At 72.4% G+C, this 16,103-nt stretch carries 16 protein-coding genes and 1 riboswitch; of the genes, 1 reads left to right on the top strand and 15 read right to left on the bottom strand.

The annotated features are described in order from the left end of the window. Window positions 1-65 precede the first annotated feature (65 nt). Window positions 66-875 carry a C40 family peptidase gene (locus tag BEI_RS05355; RefSeq protein WP_097788542.1) on the bottom strand — a complete coding sequence of 270 codons (810 nt, stop codon included), beginning with the start codon at window positions 873-875 and terminating at the stop codon, window positions 66-68. A gap of 175 nt (window positions 876-1,050) precedes the next feature. On the opposite strand from BEI_RS05355, the gene BEI_RS05350 reads away from it, so the two are divergent. Continuing rightward, window positions 1,051-1,821 (top strand): glycerophosphodiester phosphodiesterase family protein, encoded by a 771-nt coding sequence (locus BEI_RS05350; RefSeq protein WP_097788541.1) that lies wholly within the window; start codon window positions 1,051-1,053, stop codon window positions 1,819-1,821. A gap of 162 nt (window positions 1,822-1,983) precedes the next feature. Here the strand turns inward: BEI_RS05350 and panP are convergent, their stop codons facing one another. The 14 genes from panP to BEI_RS05280 form a co-directional block, all read right to left on the bottom strand. Further along, window positions 1,984-3,804, bottom strand: coding sequence for a pyridoxal-dependent aspartate 1-decarboxylase PanP (gene panP / locus BEI_RS05345; protein ID WP_227644589.1), 1,821 nt, complete (start codon window positions 3,802-3,804; stop codon window positions 1,984-1,986). A gap of 314 nt (window positions 3,805-4,118) precedes the next feature. Beyond that, window positions 4,119-5,558 (bottom strand): cobyric acid synthase, encoded by a 1,440-nt coding sequence (locus tag BEI_RS05340; RefSeq protein WP_097791008.1) that lies wholly within the window; start codon window positions 5,556-5,558, stop codon window positions 4,119-4,121. 11 nt (window positions 5,559-5,569) lie between these two features. Next, a complete protein-coding gene (cobO, locus tag BEI_RS05335) occupies window positions 5,570-6,184 on the bottom strand; it encodes a cob(I)yrinic acid a,c-diamide adenosyltransferase (RefSeq protein WP_097788540.1) in 615 nt (204 codons plus the stop codon). Between the two features lie 29 nt (window positions 6,185-6,213). Then, window positions 6,214-6,981 carry an ABC transporter ATP-binding protein gene (locus BEI_RS05330; RefSeq protein ID WP_097788539.1) on the bottom strand — a complete coding sequence of 256 codons (768 nt, stop codon included), beginning with the start codon at window positions 6,979-6,981 and terminating at the stop codon, window positions 6,214-6,216. Then, window positions 6,978-7,967: a FecCD family ABC transporter permease gene (locus BEI_RS05325; RefSeq protein ID WP_097788538.1), complete on the bottom strand. Its 990-nt coding sequence runs from the start codon at window positions 7,965-7,967 to the stop codon at window positions 6,978-6,980. The genes BEI_RS05330 and BEI_RS05325 overlap by 4 nt, the downstream gene beginning before the upstream one ends. Further along, entirely contained in the window at window positions 7,954-8,853 is a 900-nt protein-coding gene (locus BEI_RS05320; RefSeq protein WP_097788537.1) for a cobalamin-binding protein, read from the bottom strand. The genes BEI_RS05325 and BEI_RS05320 overlap by 14 nt, the downstream gene beginning before the upstream one ends. Next, on the bottom strand, window positions 8,850-10,694 hold the full coding sequence (locus BEI_RS05315) for a TonB-dependent receptor domain-containing protein (protein WP_097788536.1): 1,845 nt from the start codon (window positions 10,692-10,694) through the stop codon (window positions 8,850-8,852). Before BEI_RS05315 ends, BEI_RS05320 begins: the two co-directional genes overlap by 4 nt. A gap of 125 nt (window positions 10,695-10,819) precedes the next feature. After that, window positions 10,820-11,038: riboswitch (cobalamin riboswitch) on the bottom strand. Between the two features lie 20 nt (window positions 11,039-11,058). Then, complete coding sequence (locus tag BEI_RS05310; RefSeq protein ID WP_097788535.1) at window positions 11,059-11,511, bottom strand: bifunctional adenosylcobinamide kinase/adenosylcobinamide-phosphate guanylyltransferase; 453 nt, start codon at window positions 11,509-11,511, stop codon at window positions 11,059-11,061. Further along, on the bottom strand, window positions 11,463-12,101 hold the full coding sequence (locus BEI_RS05305; protein WP_097791007.1) for a histidine phosphatase family protein: 639 nt from the start codon (window positions 12,099-12,101) through the stop codon (window positions 11,463-11,465). Before BEI_RS05305 ends, BEI_RS05310 begins: the two co-directional genes overlap by 49 nt. After that, window positions 12,053-12,811: an adenosylcobinamide-GDP ribazoletransferase gene (gene cobS, locus BEI_RS05300; RefSeq protein WP_097788534.1), complete on the bottom strand. Its 759-nt coding sequence runs from the start codon at window positions 12,809-12,811 to the stop codon at window positions 12,053-12,055. Before cobS ends, BEI_RS05305 begins: the two co-directional genes overlap by 49 nt. Then, window positions 12,808-13,344 (bottom strand): bifunctional adenosylcobinamide kinase/adenosylcobinamide-phosphate guanylyltransferase, encoded by a 537-nt coding sequence (locus BEI_RS05295; protein WP_097788533.1) that lies wholly within the window; start codon window positions 13,342-13,344, stop codon window positions 12,808-12,810. The genes cobS and BEI_RS05295 overlap by 4 nt, the downstream gene beginning before the upstream one ends. Continuing rightward, window positions 13,341-14,423, bottom strand: a complete 1,083-nt coding sequence (gene cobD, locus BEI_RS05290; protein WP_097788532.1) for a threonine-phosphate decarboxylase CobD — start codon at window positions 14,421-14,423, stop codon at window positions 13,341-13,343. Before cobD ends, BEI_RS05295 begins: the two co-directional genes overlap by 4 nt. Further along, entirely contained in the window at window positions 14,420-15,400 is a 981-nt protein-coding gene (gene cbiB, locus BEI_RS05285; RefSeq protein ID WP_097788531.1) for an adenosylcobinamide-phosphate synthase CbiB, read from the bottom strand. The genes cobD and cbiB overlap by 4 nt, the downstream gene beginning before the upstream one ends. Continuing rightward, window positions 15,397-16,101 (bottom strand): adenosylcobinamide amidohydrolase, encoded by a 705-nt coding sequence (locus BEI_RS05280; protein ID WP_227644588.1) that lies wholly within the window; start codon window positions 16,099-16,101, stop codon window positions 15,397-15,399. Before BEI_RS05280 ends, cbiB begins: the two co-directional genes overlap by 4 nt. Window positions 16,102-16,103 lie beyond the last annotated feature (2 nt).

Here is a 16,103-nt window from a genome sequence, read left to right as displayed (position 1 = left end):
GGTCTGGTCTCCTTCGGGCCTGAGGCCCTTCTCGCGCGGGACGGAAACCGCGCAGCCTAGCATACTCAGGCGCCGCTGGCCCCGTCGCCCGGGATGGCCCCGTTGGACGCCTGGGTGGCGGACGTGTCGGGCGGCTCGCCCCAGATCAGCCGGCGATGGTCGAAGTGGCGATCCAGGGTGGGCTTGATGACCTGGAAATAGGGCGAGACGTCGAAATCCCGCGGCACGAAGTGGCTGTAGTGACGCGGGTAGAGCACCCGGATCTCGCAGCCCCGACAGGCCGGGTCCAGGGACTGGGCCGAGGTCACGCGCGGCAGGATCGGATAGCCGATGGACTGGAAGGCCTGGGCGATCAGGGTGGAGCAGATCGCCCGGGTGGGATCCCCGCTGCCGAGGCCCAGCAGGGGGCGGCGCCACCGCGACGGCACCGGCGGCGTCGGCAACAGGTAGCGTGCCAGGTCGATGACGTTGCTCAGGTCGTAGCGATGGCCCAGTCGCGCCCCGACGAAGTCGATCAGCCGCTCGACCTCCTCGTCCGACAGGCCCACCGGACGGCAGATACGGCTGTGCAGGCCGGCCAGTGTCTCGAGGCCGACCCGACGCACGCCGGCACGCACATCGGCCTCGATCAGCCCCCGGGGGCCGCCGCCCGCCTCCTGGTAGGCCTCACCCACGTAGAGGGCGGCATGGGACCAGGTGGACTGGGTGAGGTACTTGATCGCCGTGCCGATGCGCGTATTGCCCTCGACCACCAGGACGTCGCCGGGACGCAGGCAGGCCGCCAGTTGCCCGGTTTCCACCGGCTCGAGGGTCGCGAGCCCCGGCAGGGGCTTGGTCAGGTAGCGGCTCAGCCAGTCGCCAATGCGTTCGCGCATGACATCACCTCGACTCGAGGGCCATCCTTCCCATCATACCCCTCCTCGGGGACGCGAGGCGCCGTGGCCGGGTATGCTGGGGCCCGTCGCCCCCGATCCTCCCTCAACTCGGGGGGACGGCGGCCATACCATTCCTGTCGACTCGCCCCGGCCTCGCCTTTCAGGAGCCATCGCCATGCCTTTCGGTGCCCTCGACCTCCTCGCCCCGGACCTGCCGCGCCTGATCGCCCATCGCGGCCTGTCCGCCACGGCGCCGGAGAATACCCTGGCCGCGGTGCGTGCCGCCCATGCGGCCGGAATCTCCTGGGTCGAGCTCGACGTCCAGCTGCTCGGCGACGGCACCCCGGTGATCTGGCACGACCGGGACGTGAAGCGCTGCTCCAACGGCCGCGGCCGGCTGGCCGAGATGACGGTCGCCGAAGCGAGGCGGCTGGATGCGGGAGGCTGGTTCGCCCCGGGCTATGCCGGCGAGGGCATGGCCGGCCTCGAGGAGATGCTCGCCCTGCTGGTGGAACGCGAGATGGGGGTCAACCTCGAGCTCAAGGTCAACCGCGGCCATGATCCGGAGCGGCTGGCCGAGGCCGCGGTCCCGGCGGTAATGGCCGCCCTGCCCCCCCACCGGTGCCTGCTCTCGTCCTTCGATGCCCGGGCGCTGGCCCGCTGCCGGGCACTGGCCGGTCCCGAGCGGCTGGCCCTGGGCGCGCTCTTCAAGCGCCTGCCGGGGGACTGGGCGGCGCAGGCCCGGGCCGTGAAGGCCTGGAGCGTGCACGCCGACTGGCGACGACTCGACGAGGCCCGGGCCCGGGCCGTGAAGGCCGCCGGCCACGCCCTGGTCTGCTACACCGCCAACGACCCGAGCGCCTTCGCCCCGCGCTGGGCCTGGGGCGTGGACGCGGTGATCAGCGACGACCCGCGGGTCTTCGACGGCGTCGACGGGAGCCGCTAAGCCGGGCCTCCATGGCGGCCATGTCCGGGGTCGCCGCCAGGCCGTCGGCCAGGCGCTCGCACGCCCGCTCCCGGTGAGTGGGGGGGTCCACAGCGGCATCGACCGCGTCGAGGCCATATCGGTGCCGGAGGGCGGCGCGATCATCACGGTACCCGGCGCGGCCTACCCGGGGCGCTTCGTACCATGATAACGCCGCTCATCCGACCAGGCCTCGCCGCTCCCGGTGTCCAGAAGCTGCTTCAATTCGGCGAAGTCGTCCCGATCCAGATTCTCCCCGGCGATCTGCTGCTGCTCCTCGACGAGTTCCCGCAGCACCTGGTCGGTGGTCAGGGGGTTGGCCAGCACGACCCGGAAGACCGTGATGGCCTGGCCCCCGTAGTGCTCAGGCGTCAGTCGGGTTCGCGACACGAAGGCCTTGCCCCGCTCGCGCTGGACCTTCTGGATGGACTGCGTCATGCGGTTCAGGAGGTCGTTGATCCGCTGGCGCAGCGCGCTGTCGGCCTCGCCCAGCAGCGCCTGAACGTCGGCGGGAGCCCAGCGATAGGTGAGGATATTGAGTTCCGGTTCGGTAATCAGCTCGAAGTCATCGAGCGCCATGAGCCGGTCGGCGAAGCGTCGCGCCAGCTGGATGCCGTTGTCGATCAGCATCGCATAGCCCTGACGGCCGATGATCTTCAGCGCCGACTGCACCAGCATCGCCATGCCGGGACGAGAGCCTTCCAGGGTGGTGCTGCCCAGATCCTTCGACCCCTGCCGAATGATGTACTGGGCATGATGCTCGATGCTGCCGAGCGCGGACGGCTCGCGGAACAGCACCATGCCCGCCCCCATCGGCACATAGAGCTGCTTATGCGCGTCGATGGTGACGGAGTCGGCCCGCTCGATGCCGGCGAGACGGGGGCGGTAGCGGTCGGAGAACAGCGTCGGCCCCCCCCAGGCGGCATCCACGTGGAAGTGAATCCCCCGCTCGGCGGCGATGTCGGCGAGGCTCTCCAGCGGATCGATGTTGCCGGTCTCGGTCGTTCCGGCGATACCGACCAGGGCGAAGGGGCGTATCCGCTGCCGCTCGAGCCGTTTCAGCTTGGCGATCAGGGCATCGGGCCGGACACGGTTGTGACCGTCCGTCTCGACCGCGACCATCTGATCGCGTCCGATACCCAGCACATCGGCCGCCTTCGAGAGCGAGTAGTGGCCGCGCTCCGAGACCAGGACCGCGGCGCCCTCGCAGTCATAGTGACGCATCGCCGCGAAGACCCCGCCGCGGCCGATGCCCGGAAACTCGCCGTCGGGACCGAAGGCCCGGTTCCGCGCCGCCCAGAGCGCGGTGATATTGGCGACGGTGCCCCCGGAGCAGAAGGCGCCGAGGCGTTCGCCACTGTGATGCAGCCAGTGGTCGTAAAACGCGTCGGACCGCCCGTAGATCAGGCGATGCAGCATGCCCAGCACCTGACGCTCCAGCGGCGTGAAGGCCTTGGAGGTCTCGGTCTTCACCAGGTTCTGGTTCAGTGCGATCATGATCTTCGACAGCGGGATCATGAAGTAGGGCAGCGCCGACGTCATGTGGCCGACAAAGCTGGGCGACGCGGTATGCACCGATTGCGCCACCACCTTGTCGAGCAAAAACCGGGTCTGATCCGAGACGAAGACGGGTGCCTCGGGGATCTCGGTATCGTTGAAGTCCCGCTCGATCCTGACCAGATCGTTCTCTTCCGCGACGATATGCTCCTGCAGGAAGCCGGCGAGATTCGCCGAAATATCCCGGTCCAGACGATTCAGCGTCGACCCGGGGGCTTCCGGAACGGTGAAGATCCGCAGCAAATTCTCCCAGCTGCTTTCGGCGACCTTTGATTGCTTATCCATGGGCCCCTGTTGCCTTTGGAGGACGAAAACGCGGAGGACCGAAGGGCTCCGCAGCCGACCGGAGCATGGCCGAGCGCGCGATGTTATCCAACGACCATGCCCATCTCCCGCACGTCGCGCCATTGGGAGAAGCCCCGAGTGGGACGACCACGCCTCTGGGCGAGGATCGAGGTCACGTCATTGGCTGCCTTGTGACGTCCGGCATGGTGCCACCGCCTCTTCCGGGTTAAGAAGAACGCGATCGGCCCCGTCAGCCGCGACGCGGCCACCGGACCATGGAGTTAATCATGCATGAGGGACGGAGGTAGCCACAATCCCGTCGATCTCTCGACGTCCCCGGAATGGCCGCCACTCGCTACCTCGCTACCCTGGCAGCGATCCCCCGGCGCCATTTCCTGTGCCTGACCCTTTCGCTCAGAATCGCCCGGGCGTTGGTGTCAACTTCCCAGCAGAGACCGGACGGCGGCCATGTCCAGGCTCGCCTCCAGGGCATCGGCCAGGCGATCGAGCTGTCGCTCCCGGTGGGCGGCCAGATCCACGGCGGCGTCCTCGCCCTCGAGGCCGAGGCGTCGCAGCAGGGCCGCACAAGCCGGCGCCTCGTCGAACAGGCCGTGCAGGTAGGTGCCGAGCACCTGGCCGTCGTCGCTCACCGCCCCGTCCGGTCGCCCTTCCAGGGTCATCAGGGGGCGAGACAGCGCCGGGCCTTCGGTGACGCCGTGATGGATCTCGTAGCCGCGCACGGCGACGGCCTCCGGCTCGAGTCGGCCGTGCGCGTTGCGCAGCTGCTTGCCGGCCACCATGCGGGTGCGCATGGGCAGCAGGCCCAGCCCCGGCACGCTGCCCCCCGCCCCCTCCAGGCCGTCCGGGTCCTCGATGGCCTCGCCGAGCATCTGGAAGCCACCGCAGATCCCCAGCACCTTCCCTCCGTAACGCAGGTGTCGGTGGATCGCCGCCTCCCAGCCCTGGCGGCGCAGCCAGGCCAGATCGCAGGCCGTCGCCTTGCTGCCGGGCAGCAGGATGACGTCGGCGGCCGGGATCGGCCGATCCGGTCCCGCGATGGTGAGCGAGACGCCCGGGTGCAGCCGCAGCGGATCCAGGTCGGTGTGGTTGCTGATCCGCGGCAGGGCCGGCACCACCACCCGCAGCGCCGGCGACTCCGGCTCGTGACCGTCCAGGCCGAGGCCGTCCTCGGCGTCGAGCAGCAGCCCGTTCAGGTGAGGCAGCACACCCAGCACCGGCTTGCCGGTGTGGTCGGCGAGCCAGTCGAGGCCCGGCTCGAGCAGGGCGAGATCGCCCCGGAAGCGGTTGATCAGAAGCCCCGTGGTGCGTGCGCGCTCGGACTCGCTCAGCAGCGCGAGGGTGCCCACCAGCTGGGCGAAGACGCCGCCACGATCGATGTCGGCGACCAGCCACACCGGGCAATCCACCGCCTCGGCGAAGCCCATGTTGGCGATGTCGCCCTCGCGCAGGTTGATCTCGGCGGGGCTGCCGGCGCCCTCGGCGATGATCAGATCGAAGCGTCCCGACAGCCGCTCCCAGGCCGCCAGCACGGTCTCGCGGGCCTGACGCTTGAAGGCGTGGTAGTCCAGCGCGTCCATATGACCGTGGACCCGGCCGTCGAGGATCACCTGGGCGCCGCGGTCGGTCTCCGGCTTGAGCAGCACCGGGTTCATGTCGGCGTGGGGGGCGAGGCCGCAGGCCGCCGCCTGGAGCGCCGTGGAGCGGCCGATCTCGCCGCCCTCCGTCGTCACCGCGCTGTTGAGCGCCATGTTCTGGGGCTTGAAGGGCGCCACCGAGACGCCGCGCCGGGCCAGCAGCCGGCACAGCCCCGCCACCACCGTGCTCTTGCCGGCGTCCGAGGTGGTGCCCTGGATCATCAGGGTCCGGCTCACAGTTCGATGCCCTTCTGGGCCTTGACCCCCTGATCCTTGAAGGCGTGCTTGACCACCTTCATCTCGGTCACGGTGTCGGCCAGTTCGATCAGCGGCTCCGGGGCGTGGCGCCCGGTGACCACCACGTGCTGCATGGGCGGGCGCGCCTGGAGGTCGTCGAGCACCCGGTCCAGGTCCAGGTAGCCGTGGCGCAGGGCGATGTTGAGCTCGTCGAGCAGCACCAGGGCGTAGTCGGGGTCGCCGAGCAGGCGGCGGGCCTCGTCCCAGGCCGCCTCGGCGGCACGGATGTCGCGCGCACGATCCTGGGTATCCCAGGTGTAGCCCTCCCCCATCACGTGGTAGTCCACGCCGGGCAAGGCCCGGAAGAAGGCGTCCTCGCCGGTGCTGAAGGCGCCCTTGATGAACTGCACCACGCCCACCTTCATGCCGTGGCCCAGGGCCCGGGCCAGCATGCCGAAGCCGGAGCTGCTCTTGCCCTTGCCGGGGCCGGTGAGCACCAGCAGCAGGCCCTGTTCCTTGTCGGCGGCGGCGATCCTTTCGCGCATGATCTTCTGCTTGGCGGCCATGCGGGCGGCGTGGCGCTCGGGGTCGATCTCGGGGCGACGGCTCATGTCGGGTCTCCTCGGGTCTCGGGAAGTCGTCAGCGGCGTGGCACGAAGACGGGGGCGCCGTCCACCTCCACGCAGGTCAGCGGCTGGTCGTAGAGCCGCTCCAGGGCGGCAGGCACCAGCATGGCCTCGGCGGGCCCCCAGCAGGCCTCGCCGTCGGGAAAGAGCAACAGCAGGTGGCTGCACCAGCGGGCCGCCAGGTTCAGGTCGTGCAGGCACATGACCAGGCTCCGGCCCTGGTCGGCCTGCTCGGCGAGCAGTCCCATGACCGCCACCTGGTGATGGAGGTCCAGGTGGTTGGTGGGCTCGTCGGCCAGCCAGACGCCCGGCGCCTGGGTCAGTACCGTGGCCAGGCTGACCCGCTGACGCTCGCCGCCGGACAGTGTCGCGAGCTCCCGCTCGGCGAGATGGGCCAGCTCGAGCCGCTCCAGGGCCGCCTCGGCCCGAGCATGATCCTCCGGCCCCTCCTGCTGCCAGGGCGCGAGGTAGGGGTGACGGCCGATCAGCGCGGTCTCCCGGACCGTGGCCGGGAAGTCGTCGTGGCGCTCCTGGAAGACCACCCCCAGCCGGCGGGCCAGGTCACGCCGGCGCAGGCGCGCCAGCGGCCGGCCGTCGAGGCGGACCTCGCCGGTCCGCGGCGCGCGCAGCCCGGCCAGGGTGTGCATCAGGGTGGTCTTGCCCGCGCCGTTGGGGCCCAGCACTCCCCAGCGCTGGCCGGGGGCGATGTCCAGGTCGAGCGGCCGTCCGGCCGACCGCCCCGGCACGTCGATCACCAGGCCGCGCGTCTCGAGCCCGCTCATCGCCGGCTCCGGTGCAGCAGGTAGAGGAAGGTCGGGACCCCGAGCAAGGCGGTGATCACCCCTACCGGCAGTTGCTGGGGCGCGATCAGGGTGCGCGCCAGGGAGTCCGCCAGCGTCAGCAGGGTCCCTCCGGCCAGCAGGCTGGCCGGCAGGATCACGCGCTGGTCGTTGCCCAGGCGCAGCCGCAGCATGTGCGGCACCATCAGGCCGACGAACCCCACGCTGCCGGCGGTGGTCACCGCCACGGCGGTGACCAGGCTGGCCAGCAGGTAGAGGGTCCACTCCAGCGGCCGCACCGCCACCCCCAGGGCGGCGGCCTGGAGCCCGCCCCGGGCCAGCACGTTGAGGGTGCGGCCCAGGGGCAGCACGACGACCAGGCCGGTCGCCGCCACCGCCAGCACCGGCCAGGGACTCCCCGCATAGGCCAGGTCGCCCATCAGCCAGTAGAGCATGCCGGGCAGGCGTTCCACGGGACTCACCGCCAGCAGGAAGGTGATCAGCGCCCCCCAGCCGGCGGCCATCACCACCCCGGTCAACAGCAGCCGGGTGGGCGTCCAGCTGCCCCCGCCGTGGGCCAGGCCGAAGACGATCAGCGTCGAGGCGAGCGCCCCGGCGAAGGCCGCCCCCGCCACCAGGGTCGCGGCCAGGCCGGCGAGCATCGCGGCCAGGGCGGCCACCGAGGCGCCGCCGGAGAGCCCCAGGACGTAGGGATCGGCCAGGGGATTGCGCAGCAGGATCTGCATCAGGGCCCCGGCCAGGGCCAGCAGGGCCCCGGTGCCGAAGGCCGCCAGGGCCCGGGGCAGGCGCAGCTCGAGCACCAGGGTGCGATGCAGGGCCTCGCCGTCGCCGGCCAGCACCGCAAGCAGCTCGCCGGGAGCCAGGGCGACGCTGCCGAGCGCCAGCGCCAGCCCCTGGGCGAACAGCCCGGCCAGAGCCAGCCAGGCCAGCGGTGCCAAGGAGGCACGGGATGCCCTAGCGCCGGCCACGGGCCGTCTCCAGGTGGGCGCAGAGGGCCCGGGTCCCCTCCACCAGCCGCGGGGTGGCGCGCTGGACCAGGTCGGGGTCGACGAAGAAGAGGTTGTCGCGGCGCACCGCGATCATCTCGGGGAAGTCGCGCCAGGCCTCGAGCCAGGTCGAATCCGCCTTGCCCATGCCGCCGGTGATGATGACCTCGGGATCCCGGGCCAGCACCGCCTCGCGACCGATGCGGGGCACCAGCGGCGCCTCCTCGGCGAAGAGGTTGTCGCCGCCGCACAGCGACAGGGCCTCGCTGATCCAGTGCTCGCCGTTGACGGTCATCAGCGGCTGCTCCCAGACCTGGTAGAAGACCGGCACCGGCGTGGCGTCGGCGTAGCGTTCGCGCAGCGCGGCCACCTCCTGGCGCAGTTCCTCGGCCGCCTCCCTCGCCTCTTCCGGGGTGCCGGCCAGGACGCCGAAGCGCGCCAGGCTCGCGGCGATGTCCGGGAAGTCGTCGGCATCGGAGAAGAACACCGGCACCCCGAGGCCCGGCAGGCGATCGATCTGCTCCCGGGGGTTGCCGCCGGCCCAGGCCACCACCAGGTCGGGCGCCAGGGCCAGCAGGGCCTCCAGGTCGATGCGGTCGTAGCTCCCCACCCGAGGCAATTCGGCGGCGGCGGCGGGATGGTCGCTGAAGCTGACCGCCCCCACCACCCGCTCGCCGGCCCCGGCGGCGAAGAGCAGTTCGGTGACCCCGGGCGAGAGCGCCACGATGCGCTGTGCCGGCGCCGCCAGGCAGACCTCCCGGTCGGCGTCGTCGGTGACGCAGACCTCGGCGGCGGCGGGGCCAGACAGGCCGGCCCCGAGCCACAGGGCCAGGGCCGCCAGCGGAGACGACAGGCGCCGGGCGGTCATCCTTCGCCGAAGCTCACGCTCAGGAAGGCCGCGCGACCGGCGTCCTCGAAGTCGCGTCCACCGAAGGTCCGGGCGGTGACCACGTCCTGGTCGAGGACGTTCTCGAGGGTCAGCCGCGCCGACCAGAGGGGAGCGAAGCGCCAGCCGGCGCGCAGGTCGACGGTGCCGAAGCCGGACAGCCGCGTCTCGTTGGCCGCATCGTTGTAGCGATGGTCCTGGGCGACGAGCGAGCCGCCCAGGGTCCAGTCCCCGAGCTCCCGGTCGGCATCGAAGCGCAGGCTCCGGCTGGCACGACGCACCAGGCGCTTGCCGGTCTCGCGGTTCTCGGGGTCCGTGTAGGTCAGGGCCGCCCGCAGCGTCCAGTCGTCGAACTCGGCGCCGGTGCCCAGCTCGACGCCGCGGATACGCGCCCGCTCGACGTTCTCCGTGCTGTCGACGAAGCCGTCGCCATCGGTGTCGACATTCACGATGAGGTTATCGACGTCGTTCCGAAACAGCGCCAGATCCCAGAAGACACGGTCGAACTGTCCCCGAATGCCCACTTCGAGCCCCTGGGATTCCTCCGCCTCGAGGTCGGGGTTGCCATTGAAAAAGGCCGAACGGTAGTAGAGTTCGTTGAAGGTGGGCGCCCGGAAAGCCGTGCCATAGCTGGCGCGCAGGCTGTGATGGTCGTCCAGGGCATACCCCAGCGCCAGCTGGCCGGTGAGTTCCTCGCCGAAGGCCTCGTTGTCGTCGTGACGCAGGCCGGCCTGAACGCTGAACGGCGAGAAATCCATCAATGCCTGGGCGAAGACGGCGCCGTTGTCGCGGCGGTCCTCCTCGTAGTCGACGGTGCCGTCGACCTCGTCGCGGCTGGCCTCGGCGCCGGCGACCAGTTCGTGGCTTCCCAGCGTGACGGTATTCTCCCAGCGAACGGTGTGGGTCAGGGTATCGATGACCGAATTGCCGAAGTCATCGTGGTTGTCGCTCTCGTCCCGGGCCTCGCTCAGCGTCAGGCGACTGGTCCAGGCCTCGCTCAGCGGCAGCGCGACATAGCCCCCGGCCACCTGCTGGACGTAATCGGTGTCGCCGCCGACGAACTCGGTATTGCCGCGGGCGCGCAGGACCAGCACGCCGAGCTCGGCGCCACCGTCCAGGGCATGGGAGAGCCGCACGAAGCCGGAGGTGTTGTCGTAGCCCTTCTCCCCCTCGCCGTCGACGATCTCGTAGCCGTCGGTATCGAGGCGGCTGGCGGCGACGTGGTAGCGCGTGCCGCCCTCCCGGCCTGACAGCGAGGCACTGCCCCGGCGGGTATCGAAGCTGCCGCCTCCCAGCGCGATGCGCGGGGTCGGCTCGCCTTCCCCTTCCGGCGTGAACAGCTGCACCACGCCGCCCACGGCGTCGGCCCCGTAGAGGCTGCCCCGGGGGCCACGCACGATCTCGACCCGCTGGAACATCCGCGGATCGAGGAACTGCCAGGCCGGTGCCCCGGTGGTGGCCGAGCGCAGCCGGATGCCGTCGATCATCATCACGGTGGCGTTGTTGCCGGTACCGCGAAGGTAGACGCTGGTGTTCTTGCCGAAAGCGCCGTTGGAGGAAACGTCGACGCCGGGCTGGGCGCGTAGCAGGTCAGTGATATCCGTGGGGTCCTGGCGGCGCAGGTCGGCCTCGTCGATGACGGTGACCGAGGCGAGGCTCTCGTCGGCGGTACGGGGCGCCAGCGTCGCGGTGATCACCATGGGGTTGAGGCGTTGCTCGATTTCCTCGTTGCCGTCCTCGCTGTCGGCGGCGGCGGCGGCCAGGGGGGCCACCCCCAGGCAGAAGGCGGCCAGCGCCCGGCGGCGGAAGAGAGATGCTGTCATGGTCGTTTTCCCAGGGCCGCACTCACCCGTGCGGCATCGAACCCTTGAAAGGCCAGGCGCGGGAGACGGAAGGGAACGGCGGCGCGGAGTGGCGACTCGCCCTGCCCTCGGATCGCCCGCCGCGTCCTGGCATGCGCTCACAGGCCGGTCTCCGGGCTGACGAGCGAGGCATGCACGCATGCCTCGGGGCCGCCGCCTTCCCGTGCGTGGCACAGTGGCGTTCCTGGCGGTCCTTGACTCGATCACCGTTGCGGGGGCAGCGTCGGACTGGCTGGACAGCGTCACCGACTTCCCGTTTAACCGGCGGCATGGGCTCCGCCGGCACCTGAGAGTGCGCGTAAGCTAGCAACCGGGCACGGGGGCGTCAACGCGCATCCGCCGCCGGGTTGACCTGGCTCAGCCGCCGCGCCAGGCCATGGCGCACGTACCAGACGGCGTCGACCCGGGCCGCGGCGTCCTGGGCCAACCAGCCGGCCAGGTCGCGCAGGCGCCGATCCCGGGCCTCGAGGGGCACGATTCCCCGCCCCATCTCCGGCAGGATCAGCACCGTCTCGGCGCCCCGGTCCCGCTCGGCGCGCGTCAGGGCATCGAGCGCTGCGACCAGCCGTCGGCGCAGGCGGTCGTCGTCGGGCTCCTGGCCCAGAACGCCCGCCAGCCAATCGGCCCAGCCGGTCAGCACCAGGGGGACCTCCCGGCTCAGGCCATCCCGCCAGCCCTCCGGGCCTCGCTCGCTCACCGAGATCCAGCAGGCGCCGGGGAAACGGGCCGCTACCTGCTCGCGCTTGCCGGCACAGGCACCGCCGATGAACAGCTGCATCGCCAGCCCTCCTCGCCATGGGTGAAGATGAACCGCCGGCCCCGGGCCTGGCCGACCACGCCGTCCCAGAAGTCGGCCCCCTCGAGGCGCCGGCGCAGCTCGCGGATGGCGCCGCCGTGGCTCACCGCCAGCACGCGCCGATGCCCCGAGGTCAGCGCCTGCGCCAGCACCTCGTCCAGCCAGGCCTCCAGGCGCGCCCAGAGGGCATCCGCGGACTCGCCGTTCGGCGGCGCCTGGATCCCGGTGCTGTCGACCCAGGCCCGGTAGCCGGGGTCGTCCTTGAGCGTGGCGTAGGTGCGGCCTTCGTAGTCGCCGAAGTCCAGCTCCCGCAGGCGGGCATCCAGCCGTGCCTCGGGGGTGGCCAGCCCCTCCCGGACCGCGGCCAGGGTCTGGCGGCAGCGGATCAGGTCGCTGCAGTGCACGGCGTCGAAGGCCTCCTCGGCCAGGTGATCGCGCAGGCGGGCGATGTCGGCCAGCGCCTCGGGCATCAGCAGCGGGATGTCGCGATGGCCCTGGTAGCGACGTTCCTTGTTCCAGGCCGTCAGGCCATGGCGAACGACCACCAGCTCCAAGCGATCAACAGCAACCATAGTTCTCCTCCTTCGATGGCGGCGCCGACGATGTCGCCGTTGATGCCGCCGAAGGCCCGGCGCGCCGCCAGGCCGTAGAACGTGATGAAGGCGACCAGCCCCAGCAGCGGCCAGAGCCCGCCGGGGGTCCAGGCCGCAAGCGCCAGGGGCACCACGGCGGCCAGGGCCAGGTCGCCCCGGGTCAGGCTCTGCTGCCAGGCGTGGGCCAGGCCCTCGGCGCGGGCCGCGGGCACCACCACCAGCAGGCCTACGGCGCCGAACCGGCCCAGGGCGGCCACGGGAACCAACCACCAGGGACTCGCCCCGGCCGCCAGCAGGGCCCACAGCAGGGCGCCCTTCCAGGCCAGGTGGAACACCAGGGCCAGCACCGCGAAGCTGCCCACCTGGGCGTCCTTCATGATCGCCCAGCGCCGCTCCAGGGGGGCATTGCTGCCCAGGGCATCGGCCAGGTCCATCAGGCCGTCCAGGTGCAGGCCGCCGGTCAGCGCCACCCAGGCGCTGAGCAACAGGAGCGCCAGCAGCGGCGTCGGCAGGACTCCCTCGAGCGCCGTGCCCAGGGCGGCCACCAGGGCCCCCAGCAGCAGCCCCACCAGCGGGTAGGCCCGGGCCGCCCAGCGGCGGGTGGCGGGCGTCCAGGGACAGGCCAGCGGCACCGGCAGCCGGGTCAGGAACTGGAGGGCCAGCAAGGCGCCGAACGCCGCATCCTTCATGGGGTCGCTCCTTTCCAGTCGATGGCCCGGCCGGCCACCACCTCGATGACCCGGTCCGCCTCGGCGGCCAGGTCGCGGTGCAGGCGCTGCAGGAAGGCCAGGTAGCGCCACACCAGGGGATCCCGGGGCGGCAGGTCCTCGTTGAGGTCGTTGGAGACCACCACCAGGTCGAGGTCGCGTTCGCGGGCCGTCTCGACGAGCCCCGCCAGCCGGGCCCGCCCGGCCGCCTCGTCGAGGCCCGCCTCGAACAGCACCCGGCTGGCCCAGAGGGTCAGGCAATCCAGCAGCACCGCGTCGCCGGCGGCGAGGTCCGACAACGCCCCCGGCAGGTCCAGGGGCGCCTCCAGGGTCCGCCAGCCCTCGCCTCGCTGGCGGCGATGACGGGCGATCCGCCGGGCCATCTCGTCATCGCTCGCCCGGGCGGTGGCCAGATAGACGCGTCCCCCGCCGCGCGCCGCCTGGCAACGCCGCACCAGGGCCTCGGCCACGGCGCTCTTGCCCGACCGCGCCCCGCCGGCGACGAAGGCGATCATGGCCCCCTCCAGGCGGCCAGGGCATCGAGCAGGCGCGCGTTGTCCGCCGGCTCGCGCAGGGCCAGGCGCAGCCAGGCCCCGTCGAGGCCGGGGAAGCCGTGGGTATGGCGGGCCAGCAGGCCGCGTCGCAGCAGGAAGGCGAACAGCGCCTCGGCCTCGGCGGCGTCGCGGCCGCCGCGCAGCAGGAAGAAGTTCGCCTGGGTCGCCGGCACCGTGAACCCCAGCGACCGGACCGCCTCGGGCACGTCGCGCACGGACGACAGCCAGGCCCGGGTGCGGGCCAGGTAGTCGTGGTCGGCGAGCAGCGGCGCCACCAGCTCCAGCGCCAGGGCATTGACGCTCCAGGCCATCTGCCGGGCGGCGAGGCGGCGCACCGTCTCGGGCGCGCCGAGCAGATAGCCGAGCCGCAGCCCCGGCACGTCATGGCGCTTGGTCAGCGAGCGCAGCAGCAGCAGGTTCGGCGACTCGGCGAGCAGGGCATTGAGGCGTTCGTCGCCTTCGGTGAAGTCGGCGAACGCCTCGTCCACCACCAGGGTGGTGCCCGTCTCGTCGGCCCGGGCCAGCAGGCGCGCCACGGCCTCGCGGGGCACCAGGGTCCCGGTGGGGTTGTTGGGCCGGCACAGGAAGGCCACGTCGACGCCGGCCAGGGCACGCGCGGCGGCGTCCACCTCCAGCGCGAAGGCCTCGCCGCGCAGCGCCAGGGTGGTGACCGCCAGGCCATGGTGCCGACAGGCCAGCGCGTACTCGCCGAAGGTGGGCTCGATCACCAGGGCCCGTCCGCCGGCATGCAGGGCCGCGGCCAGGTGGATCGCCTCGATGCCGCCGTTGGTGACCAGCACCCGTTCCGGGGCCAGGTCCTCATGGTCGGCGATGGCCCGCCGGGCCCGGTCGTCGTCCGGATCGGGATAGCGGGCCAGCCGCGGCCCCGCCCCGGCCAGCCAGTCCCCCAGCCAGGCCGGCGGCCCCAGGGGGTTGAGGTTGGCGCTGAAGTCCGTCACCGGATGATCGGCCGGCAGGCCGAAGCGGGCCAGCAGCGGGGCCACGCGCCCGCCATGGCTCGGCCACTCGATTCGCGTCATGTCAGCCACTCCCGGATCAGCACCAGGGATGTCAGGAGGATCAGCATCCCCAGCCAGCCTGCCTGCATGTGGCGGATGGCCCGCTCGATATGGCCGGCCGCCAGGGGCTCCAGGGGCCGGCCCAGGGTGGGCCGGGGCGACGGCCGGCCGCCATAGTGGTTGAGCCCCCCGAGCCGCACCCCCAGCAGGTTCGCCATCATGGCCTCGGGCCAGCCGGCGTTGGGGCTCGGGTGGCAGGGGGCCTCGCGCCGGGTGGCGGCCAGGGCCCCGACGACCCGGCTACGGGGGATCGCCCGGGCGGCCAGCCCCATCGCCAGGGCGGTGAGGCGCGCCGGCAGCCAGTTGGCGGCGTCGTCGAGCCGCGCCGAGGCCTTGCCGAAGTCCTCGTAGCGCGGGCTGCGATGCCCGACCATGGAGTCCAGGGTATTCACCGCCTTGTAGGCCAATGCCAGGGGGGCGCCGCCGAGCAGCGCCCAGCACAGCGGCGCGGTGATGCCGTCCACGGTGTTCTCGGCCACGGTCTCCACCGTGCCCCGGGTCACCTCGGCCTCGTCGAGGTGCTCGGTATCGCGCCCGACGATCATCGCGAGCTGCCGGCGCGCCTCGGCCAGCGTGCGCAGCCGCAGGGGCTCGCCCACCGCCCGGGCCGCCTGGGCGAGCCCCCTGGTGGCCAGGGCCGTGGCCAGCAGCCCCAGCTCCACGACGCCGGCCAGCCAGGGGCTCCACCGGGCCAGCGCCGCCAGCAGCCCCCAGGCGATCGCCCAGGTGCCCCCCACCACCAGGGCCGCCAGCCACAGGCCCCGGCGGCGTCGGGCCGCCGCCGGGCCCCGGTTCCAGGCGCGCTCGAGCCGGGCGATCACCCGGCCGATGCCCACCACCGGGTGAGGCAGCCAGGGCGGGTCGCCGATCGCCAGGTCGATCAGGACCGCGCCGACGACGAGCCCCAACAGCTCCAGGGACAGCGGGGCGAAGGTCATGGGGCCCCCTCCCCGCCCGCCGCCAGGGAGGCCCGGATGGCCCGGAAGACGGTCGCGGCGATGGCCCGGCCCAGGGCCGTGCCCGAGCCGGCGTAGGGGGTGGGCGGGCCGCGCCGGGTGGCGGCGATGGCCAGGCAGTCGGTGGACGTGCCGGTGGCCGGGGTCCCGGTGTGGGGATCACGCACGCCGAGGCTGTCCAGGGCGCGGACCTTGGCCTCGGTCGCCGACAGGGCGGCGTTCACCAGGGCCCCGTCGCCGGGACACCCGTCGATGAACACCAGGACGTTCAGGGTGCCGACCACCAGGCGGGGATCGCCCCGGGGAGGCGCGGTGATGTCCACGGCGTTGCCGACGCCGGCGGTGACCACGGCGAGCACCGTCATGTCGCCGGCCCGGGCCTCCTCCAGCGCCAGCCGGTCCAGCGGCACGGCGGTCATCATCGCCAGCGTCTCCCGGTGGTCGAGCCCTCGCCCCGCGAGCCAGGCCCGCAGGTCCCGTCCCGGGGCCTCCCCGGCGTAGCCCTTGTCCACGTGGAAGTTGCAGAAGTCCCGCGACCAGCCGAGCCCATCGCCGACCAGGGCATTGCTCAGGGTGCGCAGCGGCGAGGGGTGATGCAGGTGCACCCAGCCGTCGTCGGCGGCCAGCCTCAGGCCGTCGCCGAACGCCAGGACACGTTCGGGGGCATGGCGCGGGGCGTCCACGG

It is taken from the genome of Halomonas beimenensis, from assembly GCF_002549795.1.
Lineage (GTDB): Bacteria > Pseudomonadota > Gammaproteobacteria > Pseudomonadales > Halomonadaceae > Halomonas > Halomonas beimenensis.
This window is presented reverse-complemented; position numbering and strand designations above follow the sequence as displayed.

Excerpts from the sequence above, each read along its gene's own strand:
- BEI_RS05355 (WP_097788542.1), bottom strand. The coding sequence starts at position 875 with ATGCGCGAACGCATTGGCGACTGGCTGAGCCGCTACCTGACCAAGCCC.
- BEI_RS05350 (WP_097788541.1), top strand. The coding sequence starts at position 1,051 with ATGCCTTTCGGTGCCCTCGACCTCCTCGCCCCGGACCTGCCGCGCCTG.
- panP (WP_227644589.1), bottom strand. The coding sequence starts at position 3,804 with ATGGCGCGACGTGCGGGAGATGGGCATGGTCGTTGGATAACATCGCGC.
- BEI_RS05340 (WP_097791008.1), bottom strand. The coding sequence starts at position 5,558 with ATGATCCAGGGCACCACCTCGGACGCCGGCAAGAGCACGGTGGTGGCG.
- cobO (WP_097788540.1), bottom strand. The coding sequence starts at position 6,184 with ATGAGCCGTCGCCCCGAGATCGACCCCGAGCGCCACGCCGCCCGCATG.
- BEI_RS05330 (WP_097788539.1), bottom strand. The coding sequence starts at position 6,981 with ATGAGCGGGCTCGAGACGCGCGGCCTGGTGATCGACGTGCCGGGGCGG.
- BEI_RS05320 (WP_097788537.1), bottom strand. The coding sequence starts at position 8,853 with ATGACCGCCCGGCGCCTGTCGTCTCCGCTGGCGGCCCTGGCCCTGTGG.
- BEI_RS05315 (WP_097788536.1), bottom strand. The coding sequence starts at position 10,694 with ATGACAGCATCTCTCTTCCGCCGCCGGGCGCTGGCCGCCTTCTGCCTG.
- BEI_RS05310 (WP_097788535.1), bottom strand. The coding sequence starts at position 11,511 with ATGCAGCTGTTCATCGGCGGTGCCTGTGCCGGCAAGCGCGAGCAGGTA.
- BEI_RS05305 (WP_097791007.1), bottom strand. The coding sequence starts at position 12,101 with ATGGTTGCTGTTGATCGCTTGGAGCTGGTGGTCGTTCGCCATGGCCTG.
- cobS (WP_097788534.1), bottom strand. The coding sequence starts at position 12,811 with ATGAAGGATGCGGCGTTCGGCGCCTTGCTGGCCCTCCAGTTCCTGACC.
- BEI_RS05295 (WP_097788533.1), bottom strand. The coding sequence starts at position 13,344 with ATGATCGCCTTCGTCGCCGGCGGGGCGCGGTCGGGCAAGAGCGCCGTG.
- cobD (WP_097788532.1), bottom strand. The coding sequence starts at position 14,423 with ATGACGCGAATCGAGTGGCCGAGCCATGGCGGGCGCGTGGCCCCGCTG.
- cbiB (WP_097788531.1), bottom strand. The coding sequence starts at position 15,400 with ATGACCTTCGCCCCGCTGTCCCTGGAGCTGTTGGGGCTCGTCGTCGGC.